The organism is Propioniferax innocua (assembly GCF_006716235.1).
GTDB classification, from domain to species: Bacteria; Actinomycetota; Actinomycetes; order Propionibacteriales; family Propionibacteriaceae; genus Propioniferax; species Propioniferax innocua.
In genome coordinates, this window is the sequence record NZ_VFOR01000001.1 from 1348914 (window position 1) to 1373918 (window position 25005).

26 protein-coding genes are annotated in these 25005 nt (G+C 65.6%); 14 read left to right on the forward strand and 12 right to left on the reverse strand.

Translation table 11 applies throughout. From position 1 onward, the window contains the following. Both FB460_RS06345 and FB460_RS06350 read left to right on the forward strand, forming a co-directional pair. Positions 1-882: a GIY-YIG nuclease family protein gene (locus FB460_RS06345; protein ID WP_170209972.1), complete on the forward strand. Its 882-nt coding sequence runs from the start codon at positions 1-3 to the stop codon at positions 880-882. Then, positions 882-4067 (forward strand): type I restriction endonuclease subunit R, encoded by a 3186-nt coding sequence (locus FB460_RS06350; RefSeq protein ID WP_142093190.1) that lies wholly within the window; start codon positions 882-884, stop codon positions 4065-4067. The genes FB460_RS06345 and FB460_RS06350 overlap by 1 nt, the downstream gene beginning before the upstream one ends. 259 nt (positions 4068-4326) lie before the next feature. On the opposite strand, the gene FB460_RS06355 is transcribed toward FB460_RS06350, so the two are convergent. Continuing rightward, on the reverse strand, positions 4327-5136 hold the full coding sequence (locus tag FB460_RS06355; RefSeq protein WP_142093191.1) for a DUF3800 domain-containing protein: 810 nt from the start codon (positions 5134-5136) through the stop codon (positions 4327-4329). A 339-nt stretch (positions 5137-5475) separates the two neighbouring features. Between FB460_RS06355 and FB460_RS06360 the strand changes: the two genes are divergently transcribed. Continuing rightward, complete coding sequence (locus FB460_RS06360) at positions 5476-6087, forward strand: variant leucine-rich repeat-containing protein (protein WP_142093192.1); 612 nt, start codon at positions 5476-5478, stop codon at positions 6085-6087. A 16-nt stretch (positions 6088-6103) separates the two neighbouring features. Here the strand turns inward: FB460_RS06360 and FB460_RS06365 are convergent, their stop codons facing one another. Further along, on the reverse strand, positions 6104-7489 hold the full coding sequence (locus FB460_RS06365; protein ID WP_246044257.1) for an MFS transporter: 1386 nt from the start codon (positions 7487-7489) through the stop codon (positions 6104-6106). 118 nt (positions 7490-7607) lie between these two features. Here FB460_RS06365 and FB460_RS06370 point away from each other — a divergent pair, with 118 nt between their 5' ends. The 8 genes from FB460_RS06370 to FB460_RS06405 all read left to right on the forward strand — a co-directional run bounded on the left by FB460_RS06370 (position 7608) and on the right by FB460_RS06405 (position 14163). Then, positions 7608-8393: an enoyl-CoA hydratase gene (locus tag FB460_RS06370; RefSeq protein WP_142093193.1), complete on the forward strand. Its 786-nt coding sequence runs from the start codon at positions 7608-7610 to the stop codon at positions 8391-8393. A 402-nt stretch (positions 8394-8795) separates the two neighbouring features. Beyond that, positions 8796-9647, forward strand: a complete 852-nt coding sequence (locus FB460_RS06375) for a PRD domain-containing protein (protein ID WP_211345851.1) — start codon at positions 8796-8798, stop codon at positions 9645-9647. A gap of 14 nt (positions 9648-9661) precedes the next feature. Next, on the forward strand, positions 9662-11257 hold the full coding sequence (nagE, locus tag FB460_RS06380) for an N-acetylglucosamine-specific PTS transporter subunit IIBC (protein WP_211345852.1): 1596 nt from the start codon (positions 9662-9664) through the stop codon (positions 11255-11257). Between the two features lie 74 nt (positions 11258-11331). Further along, positions 11332-11817, forward strand: a complete 486-nt coding sequence (locus FB460_RS06385; protein ID WP_142093195.1) for a PTS sugar transporter subunit IIA — start codon at positions 11332-11334, stop codon at positions 11815-11817. Positions 11818-11971: 154 nt separating this feature from the next. After that, positions 11972-12313 carry a DUF2200 domain-containing protein gene (locus tag FB460_RS06390; RefSeq protein ID WP_142093196.1) on the forward strand — a complete coding sequence of 114 codons (342 nt, stop codon included), beginning with the start codon at positions 11972-11974 and terminating at the stop codon, positions 12311-12313. Between the two features lie 94 nt (positions 12314-12407). After that, the gene (locus FB460_RS06395; RefSeq protein ID WP_142093197.1) at positions 12408-12746 is read left to right on the forward strand and encodes a hypothetical protein; all 339 of its coding nucleotides are present in this window, start codon (positions 12408-12410) and stop codon (positions 12744-12746) included. Between the two features lie 68 nt (positions 12747-12814). After that, on the forward strand, positions 12815-13387 hold the full coding sequence (locus FB460_RS06400) for a hypothetical protein (protein ID WP_142093198.1): 573 nt from the start codon (positions 12815-12817) through the stop codon (positions 13385-13387). Then, on the forward strand, positions 13375-14163 hold the full coding sequence (locus tag FB460_RS06405) for an SGNH/GDSL hydrolase family protein (RefSeq protein ID WP_211345853.1): 789 nt from the start codon (positions 13375-13377) through the stop codon (positions 14161-14163). Before FB460_RS06400 ends, FB460_RS06405 begins: the two co-directional genes overlap by 13 nt. Before the next feature lie 33 nt (positions 14164-14196). Here the strand turns inward: FB460_RS06405 and FB460_RS06410 are convergent, their stop codons facing one another. Beyond that, positions 14197-15414 (reverse strand): multidrug effflux MFS transporter, encoded by a 1218-nt coding sequence (locus tag FB460_RS06410; protein WP_142093199.1) that lies wholly within the window; start codon positions 15412-15414, stop codon positions 14197-14199. 74 nt (positions 15415-15488) lie between these two features. Between FB460_RS06410 and cysE the strand changes: the two genes are divergently transcribed. Continuing rightward, the gene (gene cysE / locus FB460_RS06415; protein ID WP_246044258.1) at positions 15489-16319 is read left to right on the forward strand and encodes a serine O-acetyltransferase; all 831 of its coding nucleotides are present in this window, start codon (positions 15489-15491) and stop codon (positions 16317-16319) included. A gap of 56 nt (positions 16320-16375) precedes the next feature. On the opposite strand, the gene FB460_RS06420 is transcribed toward cysE, so the two are convergent. Next, positions 16376-16777, reverse strand: a complete 402-nt coding sequence (locus tag FB460_RS06420) for a RidA family protein (RefSeq protein WP_211345854.1) — start codon at positions 16775-16777, stop codon at positions 16376-16378. A gap of 212 nt (positions 16778-16989) precedes the next feature. On the opposite strand from FB460_RS06420, the gene FB460_RS06425 reads away from it, so the two are divergent. Then, on the forward strand, positions 16990-17538 hold the full coding sequence (locus FB460_RS06425; protein WP_142093200.1) for an NADPH-dependent FMN reductase: 549 nt from the start codon (positions 16990-16992) through the stop codon (positions 17536-17538). Positions 17539-17570: 32 nt separating this feature from the next. On the opposite strand, the gene FB460_RS06430 is transcribed toward FB460_RS06425, so the two are convergent. The 8 genes from FB460_RS06430 to FB460_RS06465 form a co-directional block, all read right to left on the reverse strand. Continuing rightward, positions 17571-18458 (reverse strand): hypothetical protein, encoded by an 888-nt coding sequence (locus FB460_RS06430; protein ID WP_142093201.1) that lies wholly within the window; start codon positions 18456-18458, stop codon positions 17571-17573. Between the two features lie 73 nt (positions 18459-18531). After that, the gene (locus FB460_RS06435) at positions 18532-19197 is read right to left on the reverse strand and encodes a class I SAM-dependent methyltransferase (RefSeq protein WP_211345855.1); all 666 of its coding nucleotides are present in this window, start codon (positions 19195-19197) and stop codon (positions 18532-18534) included. Between the two features lie 81 nt (positions 19198-19278). Continuing rightward, the gene (locus FB460_RS06440) at positions 19279-20016 is read right to left on the reverse strand and encodes a fructosamine kinase family protein (RefSeq protein WP_142093202.1); all 738 of its coding nucleotides are present in this window, start codon (positions 20014-20016) and stop codon (positions 19279-19281) included. A 230-nt stretch (positions 20017-20246) separates the two neighbouring features. Further along, positions 20247-20693, reverse strand: a complete 447-nt coding sequence (locus FB460_RS06445) for a hypothetical protein (protein WP_142093203.1) — start codon at positions 20691-20693, stop codon at positions 20247-20249. Continuing rightward, positions 20693-21799 carry a serine hydrolase domain-containing protein gene (locus tag FB460_RS06450; RefSeq protein ID WP_170209973.1) on the reverse strand — a complete coding sequence of 369 codons (1107 nt, stop codon included), beginning with the start codon at positions 21797-21799 and terminating at the stop codon, positions 20693-20695. The genes FB460_RS06445 and FB460_RS06450 overlap by 1 nt, the downstream gene beginning before the upstream one ends. Next, positions 21799-22206 carry an ArsR/SmtB family transcription factor gene (locus tag FB460_RS06455; RefSeq protein ID WP_211345856.1) on the reverse strand — a complete coding sequence of 136 codons (408 nt, stop codon included), beginning with the start codon at positions 22204-22206 and terminating at the stop codon, positions 21799-21801. The genes FB460_RS06450 and FB460_RS06455 overlap by 1 nt, the downstream gene beginning before the upstream one ends. A gap of 404 nt (positions 22207-22610) precedes the next feature. After that, positions 22611-23087 (reverse strand): ribonuclease E activity regulator RraA, encoded by a 477-nt coding sequence (gene rraA, locus FB460_RS06460; protein WP_142093205.1) that lies wholly within the window; start codon positions 23085-23087, stop codon positions 22611-22613. A 114-nt stretch (positions 23088-23201) separates the two neighbouring features. Beyond that, the gene (locus FB460_RS06465; RefSeq protein WP_142093206.1) at positions 23202-23993 is read right to left on the reverse strand and encodes a DUF1684 domain-containing protein; all 792 of its coding nucleotides are present in this window, start codon (positions 23991-23993) and stop codon (positions 23202-23204) included. A gap of 47 nt (positions 23994-24040) precedes the next feature. Here FB460_RS06465 and FB460_RS06470 point away from each other — a divergent pair, with 47 nt between their 5' ends. Further along, positions 24041-24862, forward strand: coding sequence for an Fpg/Nei family DNA glycosylase (locus FB460_RS06470; protein WP_142093207.1), 822 nt, complete (start codon positions 24041-24043; stop codon positions 24860-24862). Positions 24863-25005 lie beyond the last annotated feature (143 nt).

Here is a 25005-nt window from a genome sequence, read left to right on the forward strand (position 1 = left end):
ATGGCACGCGCACAGACGATCCAGATCTTCCTGCCGAGTGGAAACCCGCAAGGACTTCGGCAGGCCGAGATCACGACCCGCACGGTCCAGGTGTTCGACATCCCACGCGCGTCGCTGTCGGAGTTTCTCGCCATGGAACAGGCCCACCAGGTCGGGGTGTATTTCCTGTTCAGTGACACGTCCGACACTGACGAACGTGCCGAGTGCTACATCGGAGAGACCGACGACATCGGCAAGCGCTTGCGTCAGCACGAAAGCAAGAAGCTGTTCTGGACCCGGGCACTCGTGGCCATCTCCCTGACTGCCTCGTGGACGAAGACGCACGTGCGCTACTTCGAAGCCAAGGCGGTCCGCGTCGCGAAGGACAACGGACGCTATGCGGTGAAGAACGGCAACGACGGTTACGCCAACATGCACATGCCGCTGCCACTTCAGGCCGACTGTGATGAGTTCTTCGAAACGATTTCAGTGCTGACCGCGACCTTGGGATTTCCCATCCTGCGGCCGTTGAAGTCCAAGCAGGACACCCCGCACGCCAACATCCTCCACGTACGCGGTCTCAAGGACACCACCTCGGGCTCCTACTCCGACGAAGGGCTGACCGTCTTCGCAGGAACCCAGATCGTGCCGCAGAATGCCAAGTGGCGCCCCTATCCCGCCATCGCCGCCCAGCGGGAAGCCCTCCTGGACGATGGTGTACTCCAGCAGGACGAGTCCGGCGCCATCGTGTTCGCCAAGGACCACCTGTTCCCCACCCCCAGCGGAGCCGCCTGCGTGATCCGCGGACGCAGTGCCAACGGTTGGGAGCAGTGGCGGGATGGTCAGAACCAACGGCTGGATGCGATCGTGGATCGCACCGGTACTCAGGAGGAGGTGCCCTGATGACGAACCAGACGTGGGAATCGCAGTTCGAGACCGAGATCTGCGAACACCTCGCCGCACACGGGTGGCTCTACAGCCCCAATGACGACGGCTACGACCGCGAACTCGCCCTCTACCCCGCCGACCTGTTTGCTTGGCTCGAGGAAACCCAACCCGAACAACTCGCCAAGAAGATCAAGCCCACCCAGTCTGCCGAGGCGCAGGCCACCTCGCGTCGCGCTCTGCTCGAGCGTCTGGCGTTACTCCTCGACAAGGGCCAGGCTGGCACCGGCGGTTCCCTGCACCTGCTGCGCACCGGGTTCAAGGACACCCCCGCGTCGTTCCAACTCATGCAGAAGCAGCCCGAACAGGGCGTCAACCCCACCGTCAACGCCCGCTACAGCGCCAACCGGCTGCGGATCATGCGTCAGGTGCACTACTCCACCAAGCACAACAAGTCGATCGACCTGGTCGCGTTCGTCAACGGTGTCCCGGTCGCGACGTTCGAACTCAAGACCGATCACAAGCAGACCATCGGCGACGCGAAACGGCAGTACTGCCACGACCGCGACCCGGCCGGTGAACCGCTGCTCGGGTTCGGCACCCGTGCACTGGTGCACTTCGCCGTGAGCAACGACGAGGTCTGGATGACCACCAAGCTCGCCGGCTCCAAGACCCACTTTCTCCCGTTCAACCGCGGCCACGAGGGCCACGAGGGCAATGGCCCCGACGAGGACGGCGGCTCGGCCACCACCTACCTGTGGCGCGACGTGCTGCAACGCGACCAGTGGCTGGACATCCTCGGCAAGTTCATCCATTACGAGGAGAAGCGCAGCACCGACGACAAGGGCCGCGTCCGCACCTCGCACACCCTGATCTTCCCGCGGTTCCACCAGCTCGATGCAGTCACCAAGATCGTCCGCGACGCCCGCACCCACGGGGCCGGACAGCGCTACCTGATCCAGCATTCGGCCGGGTCTGGCAAGACACGCTCCATCGCGTGGTCGGCCCATCGACTCGCGACGCTGCACGACGACAACGACCAGAAGGTGTTCGACACCGTCATCGTCGTCACCGACCGCAACGTGCTCGACGAACAACTCCGCGAAGCCGTCAAACAGATCGAGAGCAAGTCGGGCGTCGTGGCCTCGATCTCCGCCAAGGAAGCCGCCAAGAAGTCGTTCGGCTCGAAGTCGGCCTATCTCTCCGAGGCACTGGCCAGCGGGAAGCTCATCATCGTGGTCACCATCCAGACCTTCCCATTCGTGTTGGAGGCCATCCAGGACGACGACGCCCTGGCCGGCCGCCGGTTCGCCGTGATCGCCGACGAGGCGCACTCGTCACAGACCGGCCAGACCGCCGCGAAGCTCAAGGCAGTGCTCTCGGAGCAGGAGGCAGCCGAGTTGGACGACGGCGGCAGCGTCGATGTGGAAGCGATGCTGGCAGCCGAGGCGAAGTCGCGGGCCGCCACGCCCAACATCTCGTTCCTAGCGTTCACCGCCACGCCGAAGTCGAAGACGATGGAGATGTTCGGCACTCCCGGCCCCGACGGCAAACCCGTGCCGTTCCACACGTACACGATGGCCCAGGCGATCGAGGAAGGATTCATCCTCGACGTACTGCAGAACTACACCACATACAAGACCGCCTACCAGTTGGCCCAGGCGTCGCAGGGTGGAGAGTTGGTGGACGAATCCACCGCCACCAAGGGCCTGATGCGATGGGTGAAGCTGCACCCGACGAACATCGCGCAAAAGGTCTCGTTAATCATCGAGCACTTCGACTCGAACGTGAAGCACCTGCTCGACGGACGAGCGAAGGCGATGGTGATCACCGACTCACGCAAGGCCGCCGTCCGCTACAAGCTCGCCATGGACGCGTACATCGCCAAGCGCGGATACACCGGCTACACCTCATTGGTCGCATTCTCCGGCGACGTCACCGACCTCGAATCCGGACCCGATCCGTTCACCGAGCACTCCCTCAACCCCGGCGTGAAGGACCTGCGCACGGGTTTCGAGGCAGACGAGTACCGCGTGATGATCGTCGCCAACAAGTTCCAGACCGGCTTCGACCAACCGCTGCTGTGCGCCATGTACGTCGACAAGCAGTTGGCCGGCGTCGCTGCGGTGCAGACGCTCTCCCGGCTCAACCGGGCCATGAAGGGCAAGGAGACGATGGTCGTCGACTTCGTCAATGACGAAGAGCAGATTCTGGCCGCGTTCCTGCCGTACTACGCCGAAGCCGAGATCGTCGCCACCACCGATCCCAATCTGCTCCACGACCTGCAGAGCAAACTCGACACCTCCGGGTATTACACCCCCGACGAGGTGGACGCGGTGGTCGATGCCGCGGTCCAGAAGAAGGGCAACGGAGCGATCTCCCACGCGCTCGGGCCGATCAAGCAGCGGTTCGTCGCCGCGTGGAACAGCGCACAGGCGAGCAAGGACACCAGCGCCATCGACGAGCTGGAACTGTTCCGCAAGGACGTTCGCACGTTCGTGAAGCTCCACGATTTCGTCTCCCAGATCCTCGATTTCGAAGACGTCGACGTCGAGAGGCACGCCATCTTCTTCCGCCTGCTGATCCCGCACCTGCGGACGCATTCGGTCACCGAGACCGTCGACCTCTCCGACGTCGAGCTGGTGCACATCAAGCAGAAGGAGACCGGCCAGCACACCCTCGACCTCTCCGAAGGCAAACCCGAGCCGCTCAAACCATCGGTGGCGGCGGGCTCCAAGCGTCGGCGTGACCCCAAGTTGGTTCTCATGGATGAACTCATCGACCGGCTCAACGCGCAGTTCGCCGGCGAGGACTTCCGCCCCGACCAGGTCACTTCGTGGGCCACCGCGCTGGTGCAGGCAATGGAAGCCGACGAAGACCTCCAGCAGCAGGCCTCGGCCAACAGTGAAGAGCAGTTCCTGACCTCGCAGAAGCTGAAGGACTCCCTCCTGATCGCGGTCTATGACACCAACCAGGCCCATTCCCGGATGACCGAGCTGTTCAACGAGGGCGGCCCGGTGGAAAGCGCGATGCTGGAGCTGCTCGGCAAGCTCGTGTACCGCGGGTTGCGCGGTGGGGACGCACAACAGGCCGTTGATGGTTCTGCCTTCGAGGTGGAGGACGCCGCCAGCCATGGAGACCGCGACACACCCAATTCTCGACAAGGGAAAGACTCTGCTGCCCTCAGCGAGCGGAACTCCTGATCGCGCATCATCGGCCCTTCTGGACCACAGTCACAAGTAACTCCAGTTACCAAGATGGGGGAGATTACCTGCCCCCGACCACACAGCTGCTTCCACGGGAAGAGCGAAGAGATCGTGCACGAGGAGAGTGCCCATGGAAGAGCCAAGCCCCGACACCACCCAATGGATTCGCGTCGCTCACTGACCCCCGACTAGAATTGACACCAGCGGTTCTTCAGGAGCCTGCCAAGGTTCACCAGCGGTGCTGCCACCGCCCTCCTTAAGTGGATCGGCCCTTGGAGGCTCCTGAAGAACCGCTGGTTTCCTTCCTCGGGCAACCGGGGCATGGAAACCACGGTTCATTCGTGACAGTCACATTGGTGGGACTCGACATGATCCCGAGCGGGACAGCGCAAGAGTCACTGTTCCGAATCTGATGCCAGACGCTGAGTAAGTACGCTGGCTCAGTGAGGTTGAATTGCCCATCTGGCCAGATCGCCGCCTTGAGAAATCCGCCGTAAAGATCTGCTGCCTGACTCTCCAGATACCGGTCGGCAGAGACCCAGCGCAAGCCCTTCTCGAGATGGTGCGGAACCTTCGGATCAGGGATGACCTGACGCAGAATGTATCCCTTGGTTGCCTCATGGTCGTGACGACGCACGTGCCCGAATCGCGTCCATAGCTGGGCGCCTTCGCCAGCCCAGTTGCGCCCAGCCCACAAGATCGACTTGTACATCTTGAGCGCAATGAAGTTGTAGAAGAGCGCTTGGTCGCCGTTGAACGCGTCGCGCTTGAGGTCCGCCTTCCTGCAGTAGACGTACATGACTCGCAGATTGGTCAAAGCACCGAGTCGCGCCGCCGCAAGCCGTCGGTGATCATGAGTCTTGACGTGCCTTTTCCATGACATCACCGTTCCCTCTGGAACCGAAAACAGCTCGCGTATGTCACGAACGACTTGTCGCAACTCTGCCGCGCCGTCGTCGTCCACCATGACTGCCGCCATGCCGAACACTGGGCTCGCTTTGGACGACAGCCCACGGTCACCCGTCTCGTCAACATAAGCGAAGATGCGTGGCTGTTTCGTGGCCATGCCCTGACGGTAGCGACTCGAACGGACACATGACCGCACCGCGACAATGCTCCACGCTTGTCAGCCCAAGCAAGTTCAGCCCGAGGCTGCCCTGATACGAGCAGCGAATGGCAGAGCGGCCCCATCCGGCGAAAGCGAGGTCCCATGTCATCGTTGGGAAACCTGATCTGAACCATTGCCGACCACCACGACGAGATCAACGCGATTTCCGCGAACCACCTGACGTCCACCGCTGGAGGGCCTAACGTGACCACCGTCGTTCACGAACCACCCCCGGTTCCGGGAGACACCGACTCGTCGGTTTCGGTGGCGCCCGGACCATGACGACGGAGCACCATCATGAGCCAAGACCCCGCATCGTTCACGGCACAGGACCTCACCAACCCCAGCCTTGACGCCCACACGCTGCGCAGCATCGCCATTGCACGGCCGGATCTGCACTTCGCGGTGCTTCAGCATCCGAATACACCTCCGCAGCTCGCTGAGGACATCCGACGCCTGTCAAGTTCGAATGGACGATCGCCGCAGCAGACCGGCGGACGGGCGATCGCACGCCTGCTTCTGCCGGGGCTGGCCTTCGCGGCATTGCTCGTGACCTTTGCTCCGGCCATGACAGCGACCAAGAGTGGGCTGTTCGACTCGACGACGACCTCGTTCGCACTCGGCGATCTGGGCTACGGCATGCCCCTGCGCGCAGGATGCGCGCTGGTCGTCATCTTGGGCCTCGCGGCCGCCGCCCGCCCCAAGGCTTGGCTATACAGCATTCTGTCGATCATCACGTTCCTGATCAGCCTCGCCCTAGGAGCGATCAGCTGGATGTTCATCGGCATGGATGGCCACTCCTCCGACGGCGTCACGATGAGCCTCGCCTACGGGCCCTTCGCCGCCATCACGCTCGCCGCAGCCATGATCGTCGCCGCATTCATCGGGTTGGGCCGGGTGAAGCAGTAGCGAACATTCCGAGGCCCTACCGCTCCTCCAGCGCCAGCCCCTTGTGCTCGGGCAGGAACCAACCGGCCACCATGGCGAGGGCGAACATCCCGCCGAACAGTCCGAACAAGATCCCCAGCCCCAGCGGGGCCACGAGCGGAACCACCATCGGTGCGACCATCGCCGCGATACGCCCGAACGCGGTGGCGGCTCCGGCCCCCGAAGCCCGTCCCGTGGTCGGGTAGGCCTCGGGCGTGATCGCATACACCGCGCCCCAGGCACCGAGGTTGAAGAAGCTCAGCAGGCATCCGAAGAACATCGCCACGCCGTACTGCCAAGCCCCGGAACCGGGAGCGATGCTGTCAGCGAGCTGACCGGCGAACCCAAACCCCACTGCGGCCAAAGCCGACCCGCCCAGGAACGAGACCAGCGTCGCCCGGCGCCCCCACACCTCGATGAGGATCGCTGCCACCAGATACCCCGGCAGCTGCGCGAGCGTCATGAACAAGGTGAACTCGAAACTCTTCACCACCGTCAGGCCGCCTTGATGCAGCAGCGTCGGGATCCAGATGAAGGCCCCGTAGTAGGCGAAGTTGACACCGAACCACACCAGCCAGAGCGCGATCGTGCGCTGACGAAAACGTGGCTCGAACAGTTCACGCCAACCGATACGTTCGGTTTCAGCTCCCTCGGAGCCGTTCTCGATCTTCAGGGGGCCGGGATCACCAGCACCGGCCCGGGCCTGAACTCCGGCAGCGCTCTCCCAGTCCGCGACGATCGCCTCGGCTTCCTCGTGTCGGCCCTTCGACTCCAGGAAGCGCACCGATTCGGGCACCTTCGCCCGGATCACCAGCGACCACAGCGCCGGGATGAGGCCGAAGGCCAACGCCCAACGCCAGCCGTTCTCCAGCGGCACGACGAAGTACCCGACGAGCGCGGCGCCGAGCCAACCCACGGCCCAGAACGACTCGAGCGCCACCACCACACGGCCACGGATCCGCTGCGGAGAGAACTCACTCACCAACGTCGATGCCACGGGCAGTTCACCGCCAAGTCCAAGGCCCACCACGAACCGCAACACGATGAGCGCCACCAGTCCCGTTGAGAGGGCCGAGAGCCCCGTGGCGATCCCGTAGACCAGCAAGGTCAGGGCAAAGACCCGGCGGCGACCGATCCGATCGGCGAGCAGCCCACCCAGCGAGGCGCCCAACGCCATGCCGATGAACCCCACCGATGCCAGCACGGATTGCTCAGCACCAGTGAGTGACCACTCCTTCGTCAGCGCCAGCATGATGTAGGCGATGAGCCCCACATCCATGGCATCCAGCGCCCAACCGACGCCCGAGGCGAACAGCATCGTGTTGTGTTTCCGCGTGTACGGCAGTCGGTCGAGCCGCTGGGTACGTGTGAGGTTGCTCTGCACGTTCGGATTTTAGGCGACGTTCAGCGAAGTGCAGCGTTTCATCCATGATCGACTCCCAGGGGGCGCTGATCATGGATGAAACGCTGCAATTGGCAGGCGGCCCTGCCAGACTGGGGCCATGAGCAACGAAGCTTTGGTCCAGGTCACCGTGGAAGGCGCCGTCGCCCGTGTCCACATGAACAACCCCAAGACCCGAAACGCCCTGTCGGTCGCGATGATGTCGGCTCTGATCGACGAATTCACCGCGATCGCCGAGCGCAGGGACGTACATGTGGCCGTCCTGTCATCTGAGGGACACGTGTTCAGTTCCGGGCACGACCTCAAGGAGCTCAATGGCGCGGACGAGGCCGCCCGCACCGAGATGTTCCGGGTCTGTTCGGAGCTGATGCTGCTCATCCAGGCCATTCCCCAGCCGGTGATCGCCCAGGTCCAGGGCGTGGCCACCGCGGCCGGATGCCAACTCGTCGCCACGTGCGACCTCGCCGTGGCCGGCTCATCGGCCCGCTTCGGCACCCCCGGCGTCCGCATCGGGCTGTTCTGCTCCACACCGATGGTGGCCCTGTCACGCGCAGTCCCCCGCAAGCAGGCCATGCGCATGCTGCTCACCGGAGATCTCATCGAAGCCGAGGATGCCCTCGCCCACGGGCTCGTCTCCGACGTCGTCCCCGACGACGAGTTGCCCGCCGCCACCGCCGAGCTTGCCGACAAGGTCGCCGCAGCATCCTCAGCCACCGTCGCACTGGGCAAGGCCGCCTTCTACGAGCAGATCCAACTCGCCACCGCCGATGCCTACACCCGCATGAGCGAAGTCATGGTCGCCAACGCCGGCATGCCCGACGCCCGCGAAGGCATCGACGCCTTCCTCGGCAAACGCACTCCCGTCTGGCAGCACCGCACCAAGTGAGTCCACCTGCAGGGCCCTGGCACACACCCCGCGACCCGACCACCAAGCGCCCCACCTCGGCGTTGGGCCATGCCTGCCCGCCCCACCTTGACGCTTCGCCGCATAGACACGGCACAACGCAGAGATGAAGCGCGCCAGGGGCCGCAAACCGCACCAATCACCCACCCATCGACGCCTGACCACCCCACCTTCGGCCCCACCTTGACGCTTCGCCGCACAGACACGGCACAACGCAGAGGTGGAGGCGACGCGGGCCAAGCAGAGGATTCGACGCGGCCGCTTGCCCAACAACTACGCCACGTCGTACAATCAAGGAACCACCAGAAGCACGGGTGTCACTGTTCGGCAGGCATCACCGGAAGCGGCGGAGTACTTCCGCCGTGCTCAACGAGGAGCTTTCCTGTGCCGCAGCCAACACCGCGCGTTGTTCGCGTTCTGAACAACAACGCCGTCCTCGCCCGAGGGGCCGAGGACGAGATGGTGCTGGTCGGACGTGGCATCGGGTTCGGTCGCAGCGAAGGCGACCCCATCCCCACCGAAGGTATCCAGAGCCGTTTTGTGGAGGTCGCACCCGAGCAGGTGCAGTTCCTTACGTGGGCCAGCTCCTTGGGCACCTCGGTGCTGGAGACCATTTCGGCAGCCGTCGATCTCGCGGCCGACCTGCTCGGCGAGCTCCACCCATCGGTCTATCTGCTGCTCGCCGACCACCTCGCGTTCGCCGTCCACCGGCTCGAACAGGGTCAGGCGATCCGCAATGAGCTGGTCAAGGAGATCCGTGCCTCCTTCCCCGACGAGTACGCCGCGGCCGAGGTCGTCGTCCATTATCTGAACGCCAACCTCTCGGTGACGATGCCCGTCGACGAAGCCGCCTTCGTCACCCTCCACCTCAATGGGGCCCGCACCGGGGCCACTGCCAAACAGCCCCTGCAGCGCGCCAATCTCCTGGCCGAACTCGTCGCCCTCGTCCACACCGAATTCGGAATCACCCCCGGCGCCGACGCCGACCCCACCACCAACGACCTGACCGTCGCCCTGGCCCAACTCATTCGCCGTATCGAGACCGGACGCTGGCGTCACAACAACGCCCTGCACGCGATCCACCGCGACCTCCCCTCCGAATGCGCGCTCGCTCGGCGTCTGATCACCCGCATCCTCCACACCGATGCCCTGCCGCAAACCGCCCGAGGCGAGGTGGCCTACACCGCCGTAGGGCTGCACGGCTGGAAACAAGACCACGCACACAGGCGTGCCTGAGAAAGGAAGAAACAGTGGGATCTCGCATCATGGAGGCGCTGCAGCGCCTCGGAAAGGCCCTGATGGGTGCGGTGGCAGTGCTGCCGGTCGCAGCCATTCTCATGGGCATCGGCTATTGGATCGACCCTGACGGCTGGGGCGCGAACAGCATCGTCGCGGCAGTACTCATCAAGTCGGGCTCGGCAGTGCTCGACAATCTCGGTTGGATCTTCGCGGTCGCCATTGCCTTCGGTCTGGCGAAGGACTCCAACGGCGCGGCAGCACTATCGGGTTTCATCGGTTTCGCCACGGTGAAGATGGTCGTCGGCCCCGAAACGGTGGCGGCGTACAAGGGCATCGAGGATCCCACCGCGCTCGAGGGTGACGCAGCCCTGTTGTGGGCGTCACAGGGTTGGGACGCCATCGACGACAAGAACGTGCTCATCGGCATCCTCGTCGGCGTCCTTGCCGCTTGGGTCTACAACAGATTCCACAACACCCGCCTGCCGGATGCACTGGCCTTCTTCTCCGGGCGCCGACTCGTCCCGATCCTGACCTCGGTGTTCTCCATCGCCCTCGCCGGTGCGATGTATGTGCTGTGGCCCCTGCTGTACACCGGGTTGTTCAACTTCGGTCAATGGATTCAGGGCATGGGTGCCGTCGGCGCGGGCCTGTACGGCTTCGTCAACCGCCTGCTCATCCCGACAGGTCTGCATCACGCGCTGAACTCCATCTTCTGGTTCGACGTGATCGGCATCGACGACATCGGCAAGTTCCTCGCCGGTGGCGCCACCATCGAGGCGGCCAAGGCGGCCACTGACGCGGCGTCGTGCCCCGGCGTCTGGGATGGCAGCACGTGTCAGGTCGTCGGTGAGGTGGGCCGCTACCAAGGTGGTTTCTTCCCGGTGATGATGTTCGGTCTCCCCGGCGCTGCGCTGGCCATGTTCCTGCGCGCCGATGCCAAGCGTCGCAAGACCATCGGCTCGCTCATGCTCGCCGGTGCCCTGGCCTCGTTCTTCACCGGTGTCACCGAGCCCCTGGAGTTCACCTTCATGTTCGTCGCACCGTTGCTGTACCTGGTGCACGCGATCCTGACCGGTCTGTCGATGTTCATCGCCTCGGCCTTCAACTGGACCGCAGGCTTCGGTTTCTCCGCCGGGTTCGTCGACATGGCGTTGTCATCCCAGAACCCGCTGGCCAACAAGTGGTACATGCTCGCCCTCGTGGGGCTCGCCTACTTCGCCCTGTACTTCGTGGTGTTCTACTTCCTGATCGGCAGGTTCAACCTGAAGACGCCTGGTCGCGGGGATGTCACCGATGAGGACGCCGACGCCACCCTCGACGCCGATGCCGATGTCATGGCCACCGCCGATCAGATCATCAAGGGCCTCGGTGGGACCGAGAACATCAAGCTCGTCGATTACTGCACCACGCGTCTGCGTTGCACCGTCGACGACTATGTGAAGGTGAAGGAGAGCGAGATCAAGAAGGCCGGCATCGCCGGCGTGATCCGGCCCTCGCAGACGTCGGTCCAGGTGGTCGTCGGGCCGCAGGTGCAGTTCGTGTACGACGCGGTCGCCGATCGGCTCAGGTCCAAGGACGTCGCCCTCGAGGGCGCCAAGGACGAGTGACACCGCCCACCCATCCACACGCGGCGTCCTTGGAGAGGGGCTCCGAGGACGCCGCCCCACACCCAAGGAGAATCATGTTCGGATTCGGCAAGAAGAAGACCAGCATCACCGCACCGCTGACGGGACGGGTGATTCCGGTCACCGAGGTGCCCGATCCGGTCTTCGCCCAGCGCATGCTCGGTGACGGGTTCGCGATCGAACCGGACGCCGACGCCGGGGTCGTGGAGGTCTGCGCTCCGACGGCCGGAAGATTGACCAAGGTCTTCGACACGCTGCACGCCTTCGCGCTGGTCGCCGAATCCGGGCTCGAGGTGTTCGTGCACATCGGCATGGACACCGTAGAGCTCAAGGGCGAGGGGTTCGAGAAACTGGCGTCCACCGGTGAGACCGTGACCGCCGGTCAGCCCATCGTCCGCGTCGACGTGTCCCGGATCCGCGAATCCGGGCGCGACCCGATCACCCCGGTGGTGTTCACCAAGTCCGCCCAAGTGGCTTCGCTCGACATCACTGAGGGGCCGGCACGCGGCGGCGACAAGGTCTGCACCCTCGCCCTCGCCTGAGCGCGCCACCCTGGCGTTGGGCCATGCCTGCCCCGCCCCACCTTGACGTTGTGCTGCGTAGACACGGCACAACGTCAAGGTGGAGCCGATGTGACGCGGGAACGCGGGAACGCGCCCCAAGGTGTCCTCGCGAAAGGCGACTACGCTGACGGCCATGCATCGCATCTTCACCATGAGCGTGGCGTCGGTCTACCCCCACTACGTGACGAAGGTCGAACGCAAGAGCCGGACGAAGGACGAGCTCGACACCGTCATCTGCTGGCTGACCGGCTTCGACCGGGTCACGTTGCAGCGTCACCTGGATTCCGGGACCACCTTCCAGGACTTCTTCGACGCCGCCTCCCTGCACCCGAACTCCGAGAAGATCACCGGCTCGGTGTGCGGGGTCAAGGTGCAGGAGGTCGAGGACCCTCTCATGCGGAGGATCCGTTACCTCGACAAGCTCGTGGACGAACTCGCCAAGGGGCGCCCCATGGAGAAGATCCTTCGGCCGTGATCCACCGCCGGTCCCCGATGACCGACACACGCCTCACCCCACACCCGAACCGAACACCGCCCGATGACCAACAACCGGATGTCATGATGGCCCGATGGCCAACAAACGGATCCGCATCATGACCTTCCCCGCGCATCCGGCGCAGGTGTTCCATGCGGCCCAACAGGCGATCGCGACGCATACCCGGCGTCCGGTGCAGACCGACGGGATCACCGTGCACGGGTCGGTCGCGGCCAATCTGTGGAGCTGGGGAGAGAATCTCTCGATCATGGTCGAACCGGATCCGGCAGGCGCCAAGGTCACCGCATCCAGTCGCTCCGCGTTGGCCACACAGATCGTCGACTACGGACGCCACCGCAAGAACGTGGACGCACTCCAGTGGCTCATGGAGCAGTCCCTGGAACGAGCGGCCCACGTGGTCAGCCCCGGTTGAGCCCCCTCGGCAGGGCTTCGAGCCGTGGCGAATGGGTCCCGCATGGGTCGGCGCAATAGGCTGCAGGCATGAACGCTGATCTCATCGCGCGGACGTTCGATGTGCTCCACCGGGCGGGTGCCGAGTTCGCACCGGGCCTCACCGATGACGAGTTCGAGCAACTCGAGAGCACTTTCAACTTCCGTTTCGCCCCCGATCACAGGGATTTCCTCGCAAGGGCGCTGCCCATCCGTGACCGCTGGGTGGATTGGCGCACCGACGACATGCGTTCGCTGCAGCGGTCGTTCGACTGGCCCATCGAGGGGATCATCTTCGACGTCCACGAGAACGCCTTCTGGCCCGGCGCATGGGGCGAGCGCCCAAGCGATGCCTGTTCGGCTGAAGAGGTGGCGCGTCGGGAACTCGCCTCATGGCCCACGCTGGTTCCCCTGTACGGGCACCGCTACATCGCGGCTGCCACTGCCGACGGTGCCAGCCCGGTGTTCTCGGCATACCAGTCCGACGTGATCCTGTACGGGGCCGATCTGCATGAATACGTGCTGAACGAGTTCCACCGAAACCAGTTCGAGGTGAATCAGCCCACGACGCGTATCCCGTTCTGGTCTGATCTCGCCGAAGGAGTCGAACCGTGCGCGAACTGACCATTGATGAACAGACGCCTCTTCGCATGGCCTCGTTGGGGGACAGCTTCACCGAGGGCGTCGGTGATGAGTACGCCGATGGCACAGCGCGGGGCTGGGCAGACCGCGTCGCACAGGGGTTGGCCGATGCCCATGGCACCGAGGTGCGCTTCGCCAACCTCGCCATCCGCGGACTGCTGCTGGAGCAGATCGTCACCACCCAGGTCGAGGCAGCACTGGCCCTCGACCCTGCGCCCACTTTGGTGACGTTCAACGGCGGCGGCAATGACATGCTGCGCCCACGTATGGACGCCGCACGGATGGTGGGGCTCATCACCGAAGCCTTGGACGCCTTCTCCACAGCGGGAATCCGCGTGGTGGCTCTGGCTGGCCCCGATCCCACCGGGGGACTTCCCCTCGGCCAGACCATCCGACGTCGGGGCGCCGAACTCACCGACGCGATGACGGCGCTCACCGCTGCCCGCGGCGTCGATTTCATCGATATCTTCCACGATTCGGAGATCCAACGCCCTCAGTACTGGGCCGAGGACAGGCTGCACATGGGCCCGGACGGGCATCGCCGCGTGGCCGATCTCGTTCTTCGGGCGTTCGGACGGGTCGAGACTCCCCATGCCCTTCCCGCGGGCGAACCGCCGCGGAAATCGGTGTCGGATCAACTCCGTTACGGGCGCTCCCATCTTCTGCCCTGGGTCGGCCGGAGGCTACGCGGACGTTCCTCTGCCGACGGCCGCATCGCCAAGCATCAGCAGTGGGCGACGCTGACGCCGCAGCAGTGAGCTGACCGGCGATGGGTCCGGACGCACCGCGCCTCAGGCGGTACGGCTCTCCGGTGCGGTGCGCAGCACGAGCAGCGCGACCACCTGGCAGATGACGAAGACCAGCATCAGCACCACCATGGGCACCGCACTCTGACCGTTTCCGATGCCGGTGAGCGGGGCCACTGCGGCCGCGAGGGTCATCTGTGACGCACCCATGAGCGCAGATCCTGCGCCGCGTCGACTCCCCGAGGCTTCCAATGCCACCGCCGACAGGTTGGGAAACAGGAAGCCGATGCACACCGTCAGGCAGAAGAATCCGATGATGACGGCCCAGCCGGCCACATCGAACACGAGCACCGCGAGCGTCAACCACAGCACCACCGCAGCCATCGCCGGCGTCGCCCGAGTGGCGATGTCCAGCGGTCTCATCCGTGCCACGAGTCGGGCATTGGTGAGGTTGGAGCCGAGGATCGCCAAGGAGTTCATCGTGAACACGATCGAGAACTGCTCCTCAGTCAGGCCGACGATGCGCTGCAGCACGAAGGGGCTCGCCGATACGTACGAGAACAGGATCCCGAAGCTCACGATGAACATCGCCACCGCAGCGGCATAGCCCCGGAATCGCAACAGGAACAGCATGTCGGAGATGGCCTTGCCGACGCCGCCGGTGATCCGTTCATGCGACGGGAGTGACTCGGGAATGATGATCCAGGCGGCCACCAACATGCCGACGCCAAGCAGCGCCAGGAACCAGAACACCGAGCGCCAGCCGAGCGTCGGCACCAGGAGCCCGCCCATGATCGGGGCGATCACCGGCGCAAGGGCTTGCACCGACATGAGCATCGAGAAGGCCCGCGCGACGCCGATGCCCTCGGCGAGGTCGGCGACGATCGCCCGCGAGAGCACCACCCCCGCCCCACCGAATGCTCCCTGCAGGATGCGCGCGACGATCAGCACCCAGATGCTGGGAGCCACGGCACACAGGGCGGACGCCACCGCTGCGCCCGCGAGCCCGACGAGGAGGACGCGGCGACGCCCGGTCTGATCCGACAACGGCCCCAGCACGAGCTGGCTGAGGCCGAGCGCGAGGAGGAAGCCGGTCAGGGTGAGTTGGGCCTGTGAGGCGGGAACGCCAAAATCGTGGGCGATGGCGGGCAGGCCGGGCAGGTAGGCGTCGATGGCGAAGGGGCCGAAGCCGCCGCAGAGGGCGAGCACGATCAGAAGCGGCGCCGCGAGTGCACCATCGGGTCGTTTCGCCTGACCGGCCATGTGGCTCCTCCTGTTCGCCCTCCCGAAAAACCGGAGGCATATGTTAAATTTCTATCTCTCCATCATCGTCAACGATGGAGAGCGACACCGAAGGGATGTCCTCCGCGATGACCAAACATGTGCCCGATCATGACGTGTGGCCCACCATCGTGCAGGAGGCCGAACGTGATGCCGCCGCCGAACCGACGCTGGGCGGTTTCCTGTTCGAGTCGGTCCTGCGCCATTCCTCCCTCATGGAGGCCCTCGGTACCCTACTCGCCCACAAGCTGGCCAACCCGGTGGTCTCATCGGTGACGCTGCGCGACCTCGCCTTCACCGCTTTCGAACGCGACCCGTTGATCGAGGAGTCGGTCATCGCCGACCTGCAGGCAACGATCACCCGTGACCCCGCAACCCTCGGCTACAGCCACCCGTTGCTGTACTTCAAGGGCTTCCATTCGGTCCAGGCCTTCCGCATCGCGCACCACTACTGGGTGACCGGACGCAAGACGCTGGCCCTGTTCATGCAGAGCAGGATCTCGGAGGTGTTCGCCGTGGACATCCATCCGGGTGCCCGCATCGGCCGCGGCATCATGTTCGACCACGCCACCAGCGTGGTGATCGGCGAGACCGCCGTGATCGAGGACGACTTCTCGATGCTGCACGAGGTGACGCTCGGTGGCACCGGCAAGGCCGGCGGTGACCGTCACCCCAAGATCGGGCGTGGCGTCATGATCGGTGCCGGTGCGAAGGTGCTCGGGAACATCCGCGTGGGCGAAGGCGCCAAGATCGGCGCGGGCTCGGTGGTCCTCAGCGATGTACCGCCCCGCACCACCGTGGCTGGCGTGCCGGCCAAGATCGTGAGCCACAACCATGAGCCCTTCCCCGCCCTCGAGATGGACCAGCGTTTCGGCCAAGCGGTCTGAGCACCTCAGCCGCGCTCCCGACGCCGTTCACACCGAGGGCCGGATCGACGTGGGCCTCAGCCGATCTCGGCGATGGCCTGGATCTCAACGAGGAACTGCGGACGCGCGAGCGCCGCGACGCCGACCACCGTGTGCGTCGGCAGCACCTCACCGGTGAAGTGACGCGCCCGAGCCGCCGAGACCACCGGGGCGTCGGCCACATCCACCAGATAGGTCGTGGTGGAGACGACATCATCGATGGTGCCGCCGGCCTCCTCGACCACTGCGGTGAGGTTCTGCATGACCTGCTCCACCTGCGCCTCGATGTCGCCCTCCCCCACGATGTTGGCGTCCGAATCGAAGGCGACCATGCCCGAGATGTGCAGGGTCGAACCACGCAGGACTCCGTACGAGTAGACCGTCCGTTCAGCTGGAGCGGCGGGAAGCTGGGCGGGCATGATGGCACGGGACTCGGTCATGGGCACTCCTTCGTGGGGATGGGACGCGGCGGACGCGACGTCACGGGGATTCTGACGTCCCCCATCCACCGGCACAACCCCTCTCACCGTGGAAGACACCACGCGCTACCTTGGTTTTGATTTCAACAACAACCGGAGGACGCCGAATCGTTGCCCACGGAAAGTCACGTGAAGGTCGAACCCAAGCGTCCGAACACCGAAAGAGGACTTCCATGAAGATCGGCATCATCAGCGGATCGGTACGCGAGGGACGCAGGAGCGACCTGATCGCCGCCTGGGTCGAGGAACAGGCCCGGAAGCGCACCGAGGCCGAGTTCGAGGTCATCACACTCGCGGATTTCGACGTTCCCGTGCTCACTTCCGTCACCATCCCGGGTGCCGCCGACAAGAAGTACGACGACGAGCGCGTGCAGAGGTGGAGCGACGCCATCGACGCCTGCGACGGCTTCATCTTCATCACCCCGGAGTACAACCACGGCGTTCCCGGCGGGCTGAAGAACGCGTTCGACTCCCTGGGGTCGGAGTGGGCGGGCAAGGCCGCCGCCCTCATCTCCTACGGCGCTGACGGAGGCATCCGCGCGGTGGAGCAGTGGCGTCAGATCATCCCCAATTTTCAGACCGTCGTGGTGCGCGCCCAGGTGTCCCTGAACCTGTTCACCGAGTTCGGCGACGACGGGCTCACCCTCGAGGATCGACGCGCCGACGAGCTGGGCACGCTGCTCGATCAGCTCATCGATCAGACACGACGCCAGCGCGGCTGAGCCGAGAGAACCGGGCGGGCCGGGACACAGCCTCAGGGGAACGGAATCCCCCAGGTGTTGCTCGCCTGCTTGAGCATCTCCAAGGACTGTTCGCCGATCTTCGTCTGCTCGGCCTCGCTGATGGCACCACCGGTCGGGAAATGGGCCTCCTGCAGCAGGAAGTATCCCTCCCCCTCGTGCTGGATGACGCTGTAGAGCACATCCCATGTGACGCCGGAAGCATCGGTGTGGACATAGCCGCAGGTGACCGCATCGATGCCGTCATCCCACAGGATCGGCTCGGCGCGCACCTCGTTCTCGACATTCACCTTCGCCATGGCCTGACGGTTGAAGGTGCCGCAGGTTGCGGCCGCTGCCGCACCGGGACGCCCATCGACGAGCTGGATGGCCGAGAGCGCCGAGGTGCCGGGGTGCTTGAACTCGAGGAAGATGTCACCACCGGGGTTCGTGGATTCATTGATGAGTTCCCAGCCCTCCGGGGTGTCGACGCTCGCTCCGTGACCCAGACTGTGCTCACCGGGATCGGCGTCAGGCACCTGTTGCGACTCGGGCGCCTGCGGCGTCGGCTCCGCGGATGTGACAGAAGCCGAGGGCGTGGTGGAGACCGAGGGTGTGGCGGTGGGACCGGTCATGGCAGGGCTGGGCGAGGACGTCATCTCGGCCCGAACCGACATCTGGCGCAGCCTGATGGTCGTCAGACCAGCGATGGTGATCACCACCAGGACCGCCACCAGAGCGATGACCAACCCGACCCCCGGCCCCTTGCGCCGTGGTGGACCGCCCGGCGGAAAACCGCCCTGCGAACCACCCGGTGGAAAACCGCCAGACGGGCCGAACGGGCCCTGACCACCGGGGGCGCCCCATTCCCCGCCCTGCGCCGCGGGATGTGGCGCAGGACCCTGTTGACCGAAACCGCTCACCGCACCTCCTCACCTGCCAGCAGCAGATTAACCCAGCCATGCCGGCACGGCGCGGTCCGCGAAAAGACGATGGTCAGGGGCGCCGGGCCGCAGCCAGGAAAACCGAATACGGACGATCGTGTTTGATGACCTCCGCACAGTCACGGAAGACGACGTCGACGAAACCGAGCTCCATGAGTTGACGTTTCAGACCTTCGCGGTCGAAGCCGCTGTGGCCGTGGAAGTCGCGCATCTGGGCATGGAAGGAGCCGTCCTCCCGATCCAGGTCGGCGATGAGGACGTGCCCGCCGGGAGAGGTCAGCTGCCAAAATGCCTCGAGGACCGTGCCGGTGTCAGCGATGTGGTGCAGGACCATGCTGGTGACCACGAGGTCGTAACGCTCCTTCGGAACCGGCCCGACCGTGAGGTCGAGATCGACCACGTCGGTGGTGTCCGGCAGGGTTCCCGCCTCGACCTTGGCGCGGATGACGTCACGCATCCCGGCGGAGGGCTCTGCGAGTGTCGCAGGTCCGACGCGGTCCCCGAGCATCTGCGTCACCAGGCCGGTCCCGGCTCCGTACTCGAAGACGGTTTCGACGCCCGTGGGGCGGACGATCTCACAGATGGCGTCGGCGATCTTCGAAGCCCGCGCTCGTTTGTCATCGTCATCCCACGTGGCGGCGGAGGTGTCGAAGAAGTCGGCATGGTGGGCCGGATCATGCGTGTGGTGCACGCTCTCGGGGTTCTCGCTGTCGGTCACGCGCCGATCCTAGAAGACCGGGAACCCACGTCCCGGACATCGGCTGCCCACCGCACCCATCCGCAGGAAGGTGCCCGTCATTCACGCCACCGAGCGCAGCGCGTGAAGCGTTTGGGCGCCGTAACCGCCGCCGAACAGGATCGCGTGCACCAACAGCGGCAGGAGTTGGTAGAGCGGGATCCGTTCCTGCCACCCCTCCGCCAGAGGAAGCGCTTCGTCATAGGAACCGATCTCTCGTTCGGTGAAGCCGCCGAACAGATGCATCATGGCGAGGTCGAGCTCACGGTGCCCCCATTGGGCCGCGGGGTCGATGAGCCAGCTGCGTCCCTGATGGTCATGCATGCGGTTTCCGGCCCAGAGGTCTCCATGGACGAGCGTCGGAGGCTCGTCGGGGCCGAGGTGGCGGGCCTCGAGGCGGTCGACGAGACGGAGGGCCTCGGCGTCGAGGCACCCCTCCTCCACGGCACGCCGGGCGAGCGGCCGGACCCGATTCTCGAGATAGGACTCCTCCCACGAGTCGACCACGGGCAGGTGCACCGGGCACAGGCCCAGGAATGCGCGCGGGTCGTCATCGACGCCGCCCCAGCCCTCATCGCGGGTGCGCGTGGTGGCGTGCAGTGCCGCGAGTTCGCGTCCGAACTCCTCCTCGTCGTGTCGCGTGACGCCCGGGCCCCCGGAGTCGATGCGCTCGATGGTCAGCGTCGCACCCTCGCATGAATACACCTGCGGCACGCGCGCCCCGGCGTCGCGGAGTGCTTCGAGCCCCGCGTGCTCGTAGGCGGCGGCGCGTGGTGACGGCGTCTGCTTCGTGAACGTCATGCACTCACGCTAACCACCCGCTCCACCTCTACCTCCTGCCGGGCAGACGCGGCACAACGTCGAGGTGGAGACGCAGATCAGCGTCCACGAAATCTTAATTCCGCAATCACGAAATAACTTCGTGCTGAAGGTCGGCCCGGGCGTCAAGAGACCATTGTTTCCGCGCCCACCTCTACCTTCTGCCGGGCAGACGCGGCACAACGTCGAGGTGGAGGCGGGGCAGCGTCAGGTCAGCCCGAGATGAACGCGACGGCGATCAGAGCGACGACGAGGGCCCCATCGCCGGCGACCTTCCACCACGGCGGCCCCGCCTGCTCGGCGCTTCCCCGCCCGGTTCCCGGGCCCCCAGTTCCCGAGCCGCCGGTTCCCGGGCCTCCAGTTCCCGAGCGCTCAGCCCCGACCCGCGCAGAACTCGGACCCTCATCACCCGGCCCCTGTGCCGCATGCCATGCAGCAATGCAGATCGCAGCCACGGCTGCCACCACCAACGCCCACCACACGAACCAGACCGCTGCGGGAATGACCCCGACGAGCCCCATCAGCGCGAGTATCCCGCCCAATCCGAGACCGCGGCCCAGAACCGCCTTCGGCGACTGACGAACGGAAACGAGCCGCCACGATCGCCACAGCACCGCCAGCGCGCACAGGGCCCCGATCACATACATGAACACGACCATCAGACCGCCACCTTCTGCTCGATGATGTCGAGGGCGAGGGCATCCAGGTCGGGGACGCTGTCGGCCAGGAGCACCACACCTCGCCCGTCATCGGTGTAGCCGTGGAACGAGGTGAAGCCGTGGCTCATCCCGTTGTGCCAGGTGAGCGTGCCGCCCGATTCGAGCGGGTCGGTGCTCCAACACACCCCCACGGTGCGCCCACCGTCCCTGCGCACCAGTGGATCGAGGCCACGGGAGCCCGGGTTGCTGCCGTCCATCATCGAGCGAAGGTTGCGTGCGAGATCAGCAGCGGTGGAACGCACCCCACCAGCGGGCGCCCACCCCTGCATCACCCATGGCTGGGCCGCCCGGCCCGCAGCGTCGTGACCACGCGGAGCGTCGGCGGGCAATCGGTCCTGCGTGAGGGGTGCCCAGGTGTTCGTCTGGTCGAGCCGCTCGGTGATCATCGCCAGATGCTCCACCCAGGGGATGCCGGTGGCCTTCGCCACCAGATGCGCGAGAACCGCCACGGACAGGTTGGAGTACGAGTGTTCGCCCGGGGTCTGGAGCTCCGCACCGAGGGCGATGTCGATCACCTCTTCCGAGGAGCCGCGGTAGGGGTCCTTACGCAGGAACGCTGCGGTCAGCGTCCGCATGATCTGACGCGGGTCGGTGCTGGGGAGCCCGGCGGTGTGCGAAGCGAGGTCGGCCAACGTGGTGTCGGCCAGGGCGCTCCCGGAAGCACGGGCTCCGAGGATGTCGGCCACGGTGGTGTCCAGAGTGACCGCTCCCATCTCAACGGCGTCCATGGTGGTGGCGGCGGTGAAGGTCTTCGAGATGGAGGCCACTTCGAACTCGGTGTGCTCATCGGCCCCGAAACCGGCGAACCGGGTACGGCCCGGCTCGAGGACCGCCACTGCGACATGGTGTCGACCACGCAGGTGCGGCCGCAGGGCGTCGGCGAGCGCACGGTCTCCGGTGGGCTCCCCCAACCCGATGTGACGCGGGCCATAGCCGACGCCGACGAGCCCGACGGCTGCGAGAGCGGGCCCGGCCGCGAGCAACACCGATCTGCGTGAGTGGCGCCGCGCCAACACCGTGTCCTGATCGCTCCGAAGGGGCCCCATCACGCCTCCTCGAACGCGATGATGATGGTCATCAACGGCACGATCCGCGAGACCGGAACCGCCCAGACACCCCGCTTCGGCGAGGCCACCCAACTGGCTGCCTGAAGCTGGTTCAGGTGGTGATACGCGACGCCGGTGGACGCCAGCTCCAACTCATCGACGAGTTGAGCGACGGTGTGCTCGGCGTCAAGCAGCAGACGCAGCATCGCCAACCGCACCGGGTGGCCCAGCGCGGCGACCCGCTCGGCACGGTCGGCCCAGTCGGCGTCGAGGATGTCGTCGGTGTGGCGATCCCACTGGTATTCCACGTGTCCGACGCCGATGTCCACCGAGCCGGTGTAGGCCACTGCCCCGGGCGACGGATACCGGCCCTTGAGGCGATTGAGCGCCCAGAAGGCATCGTGCATGTCGACGGTCGAAGGGTCCGCCGCGTGGGAACCGCTCCCCGGCATAGTGGCGGCAGACCACCGAGCCCTTCCCCTGCGTCGGGGCCCCGCCCCTTCGCCCTCTGGATCGACGCCGCTCCCGGTATCAGTATCAGTGCGGCCATCCGTGGGGGCGCCCCGGCGCCCCGCAGATCCCGCGCCCTCCATGAGCTCGACGAGGCGATCCATGCGTTGTTCGAGCGCCGTCAATCGCGCGTCGGCACTTGGCTCCCCCACACCAACCTCCACAATTTTACGATTTCCGTAATTCCGGAATTATTGTGTCAAGGGGGCCAGCAGGCGTCAAGAGACGCATTGTTTCCACTCCCACCTCTACCTTCTGCCGGGCAGACGCGGCACAACGTCGAGGTGGAAGCGGGGCAGCGTCAGCGCAGATCGGGCGGAAGCACCACTACGCCGTCAGCATCGACGACGACGAGGTCCCCCGGTGACACCCGACCACCTCCGACCACGATGGTCTGACCCACGACACCGCTGTCCTCCTTGCGGGATTTACGCGGCACGGCGGAAAGGGCCTTCACGCCGAGGTCGAGCGCGGCGAGGGCGTCGGTGTCGCGCACGGCGCCGGCGATGACGAGTCCGCTCCAGCCATTGGCGACCGCGAGCTCGCCGAGACGGTCACCGAGCAGAGCGTGCGTGATGGATTCGGCACCGTCGACGACCAGCACCCGTCCCTCGCCGGGCGCCTCCAGCTGGGAGCGCACGGTGGTGTTGTCATTGAAGCAACGGATCGTCTGGGCGGGACCATGGAAACTGGTGCGGCCGCCGAAGTCCCGCCACGGGAGGGCCAGCACTTCCAGGGCGTCGAGATGTTCGTCGTACAGATCGCATGTGGGTTGCATGACCACACGCTAGGGGACCATCCCGGACCCACACGCATGTATCAGCAACACGCATCGACGGCGCACGCCCGGCCGTCACACCATCTCAGGAAGCGGCGCCCTGCCACCCCGACATCAGAGCGGCTTCTTCTCCCCGGCCCGTACGGGCACCGAAATGGTGTTTCCTTCGCTGGGGCGCGGGCAGGTGCAGTGGTCGGTGAAGGCGAACCACATGTCGATGGTGCGGTTGAAATCGAGAATGACGCGGCCGTTCTCGTCGGGGTCATCGAATTTCAGTTGCCGCCAGGCAGGTGTCTCCTCACCATTGGTGGGGTCGTGGAACTCGACGCTGGCCCCGGCCTTGATCGTGGTGACCAGCAGCTTCTGCGGCTTCCCACCGGCGGTGAAGGTCACCTCGCCCAGGGCCTTGAGCCGCTGGCGCAGTTCGGGCCGGTGGGTTCCGACCTCCGTCATGGCGCCCTCCGGATAGGGATGGAACTTCCCTTCGATGACCCATGCCGGATCGTGGGGGTACGTCGGCACGCCGCGGAAGTTCTCGCGTTTCTCGGAGGTTTCGGCGCGTGCCCGGATGGCCAGACGCCCGCCCCGACGCAACAGTTCGATGTGCTGACCATCGGCCGTGGTGAGCCAATGGGCCCGGCCGGTCTCGGCGACGGTGAACTCGTCCGTGCCGTCGACCGGTTCACCATCACGCTCGAGTCCGTCGGCCGCCGCAGCGGTCACGTAGGCATTCTCACCATCGCTGTGCCATGTGCCGGGAAGTCCGGGGAGCGTCGCGTCGGATTCGGGCAGCCAGTCGAACCGGGTCAGGGTCAGCCATCCATAGGGCGACGCCAACTCGGCCTCGCGCGCCCTGCGAAACTCCTGCCACTCCGGCGGGCCATCGGGAACGGTGATCTCCTGCATGACGCGAGCCTAACGATGCATACCGCCCGTAGATAGGGTTGACCACCATGCCCGAAGGTCATGTGATCCATCGTCTCGCTGCTGCTCTCACCGGCCGGTTCGGCGGTCACACCGTGTCGGTGACCTCACCGCAGGGACGTTTCGCCGACGAAGCAGCGTTGCTCGACGGCACCGGCCTCCTCGAGTCCGAGGCGATCGGCAAGCATCTGTTCATCCGCTTCGACACGACCGAGCCGGCGTGGGTCCACATCCATCTCGGCCTCATCGGGAAACTCCGTCTGGCACCTGTTGCCCCGCCGCGGGGTGTGGTGCGTCTGCGGATCTCCGATGACGAACACGCAGCCGATCTCCACGGACCCCAGTGGTGCCGGGCGGTCAGTGTCGCGGTGCGCGACAAGGTCCTGACCGAGTCGGGCCCCGATCCCCTCCGTACCGATGCCGACCCCCAACAGGGATTCGAGCGCCTCCGCCGCTCCGGCAAATCCATCGCGGCGCTGCTGATGGACCAGCGCATCGCCGCGGGCGTCGGGAACATCTACCGGGCCGAGGTGCTGTTCCGACATGGCCTGCGGCCCGACACCCCCGGCAGGGAGGTCCGCCATCACACCTGGGACGTCATCTGGCACGACCTCGTCGATCTCATGGCCGACGGGGTCCGGGACGGGCGTATCGACACGGTGCGCCCCGAGCACTCCCCCGAGGCCCAACAGCGCCCTGCACGCGAGGACGCGCACGGCGGTGAGGTGTACGTGTATCGGCGCGAGGGGCAACCCTGTCTGGTGTGTGGCACGAACATCCGTGCCGGCGTCCTCGAAGGCCGGAACATGTACTGGTGCCCGCGCTGCCAACGGCGCAAGCACGCCCGCTGAGCCCTGATCGAGGGGGGTGACCGGCGGGTCGACGACAATGGCTCCATGGGGGAATGCTTGGGCCGGATGCCGCGCCACAGAACCAGACAGAGCCAGGGCTCAAGACAGGACAGGGTTTCAAGACGCCGTGCCATCACCTGGCG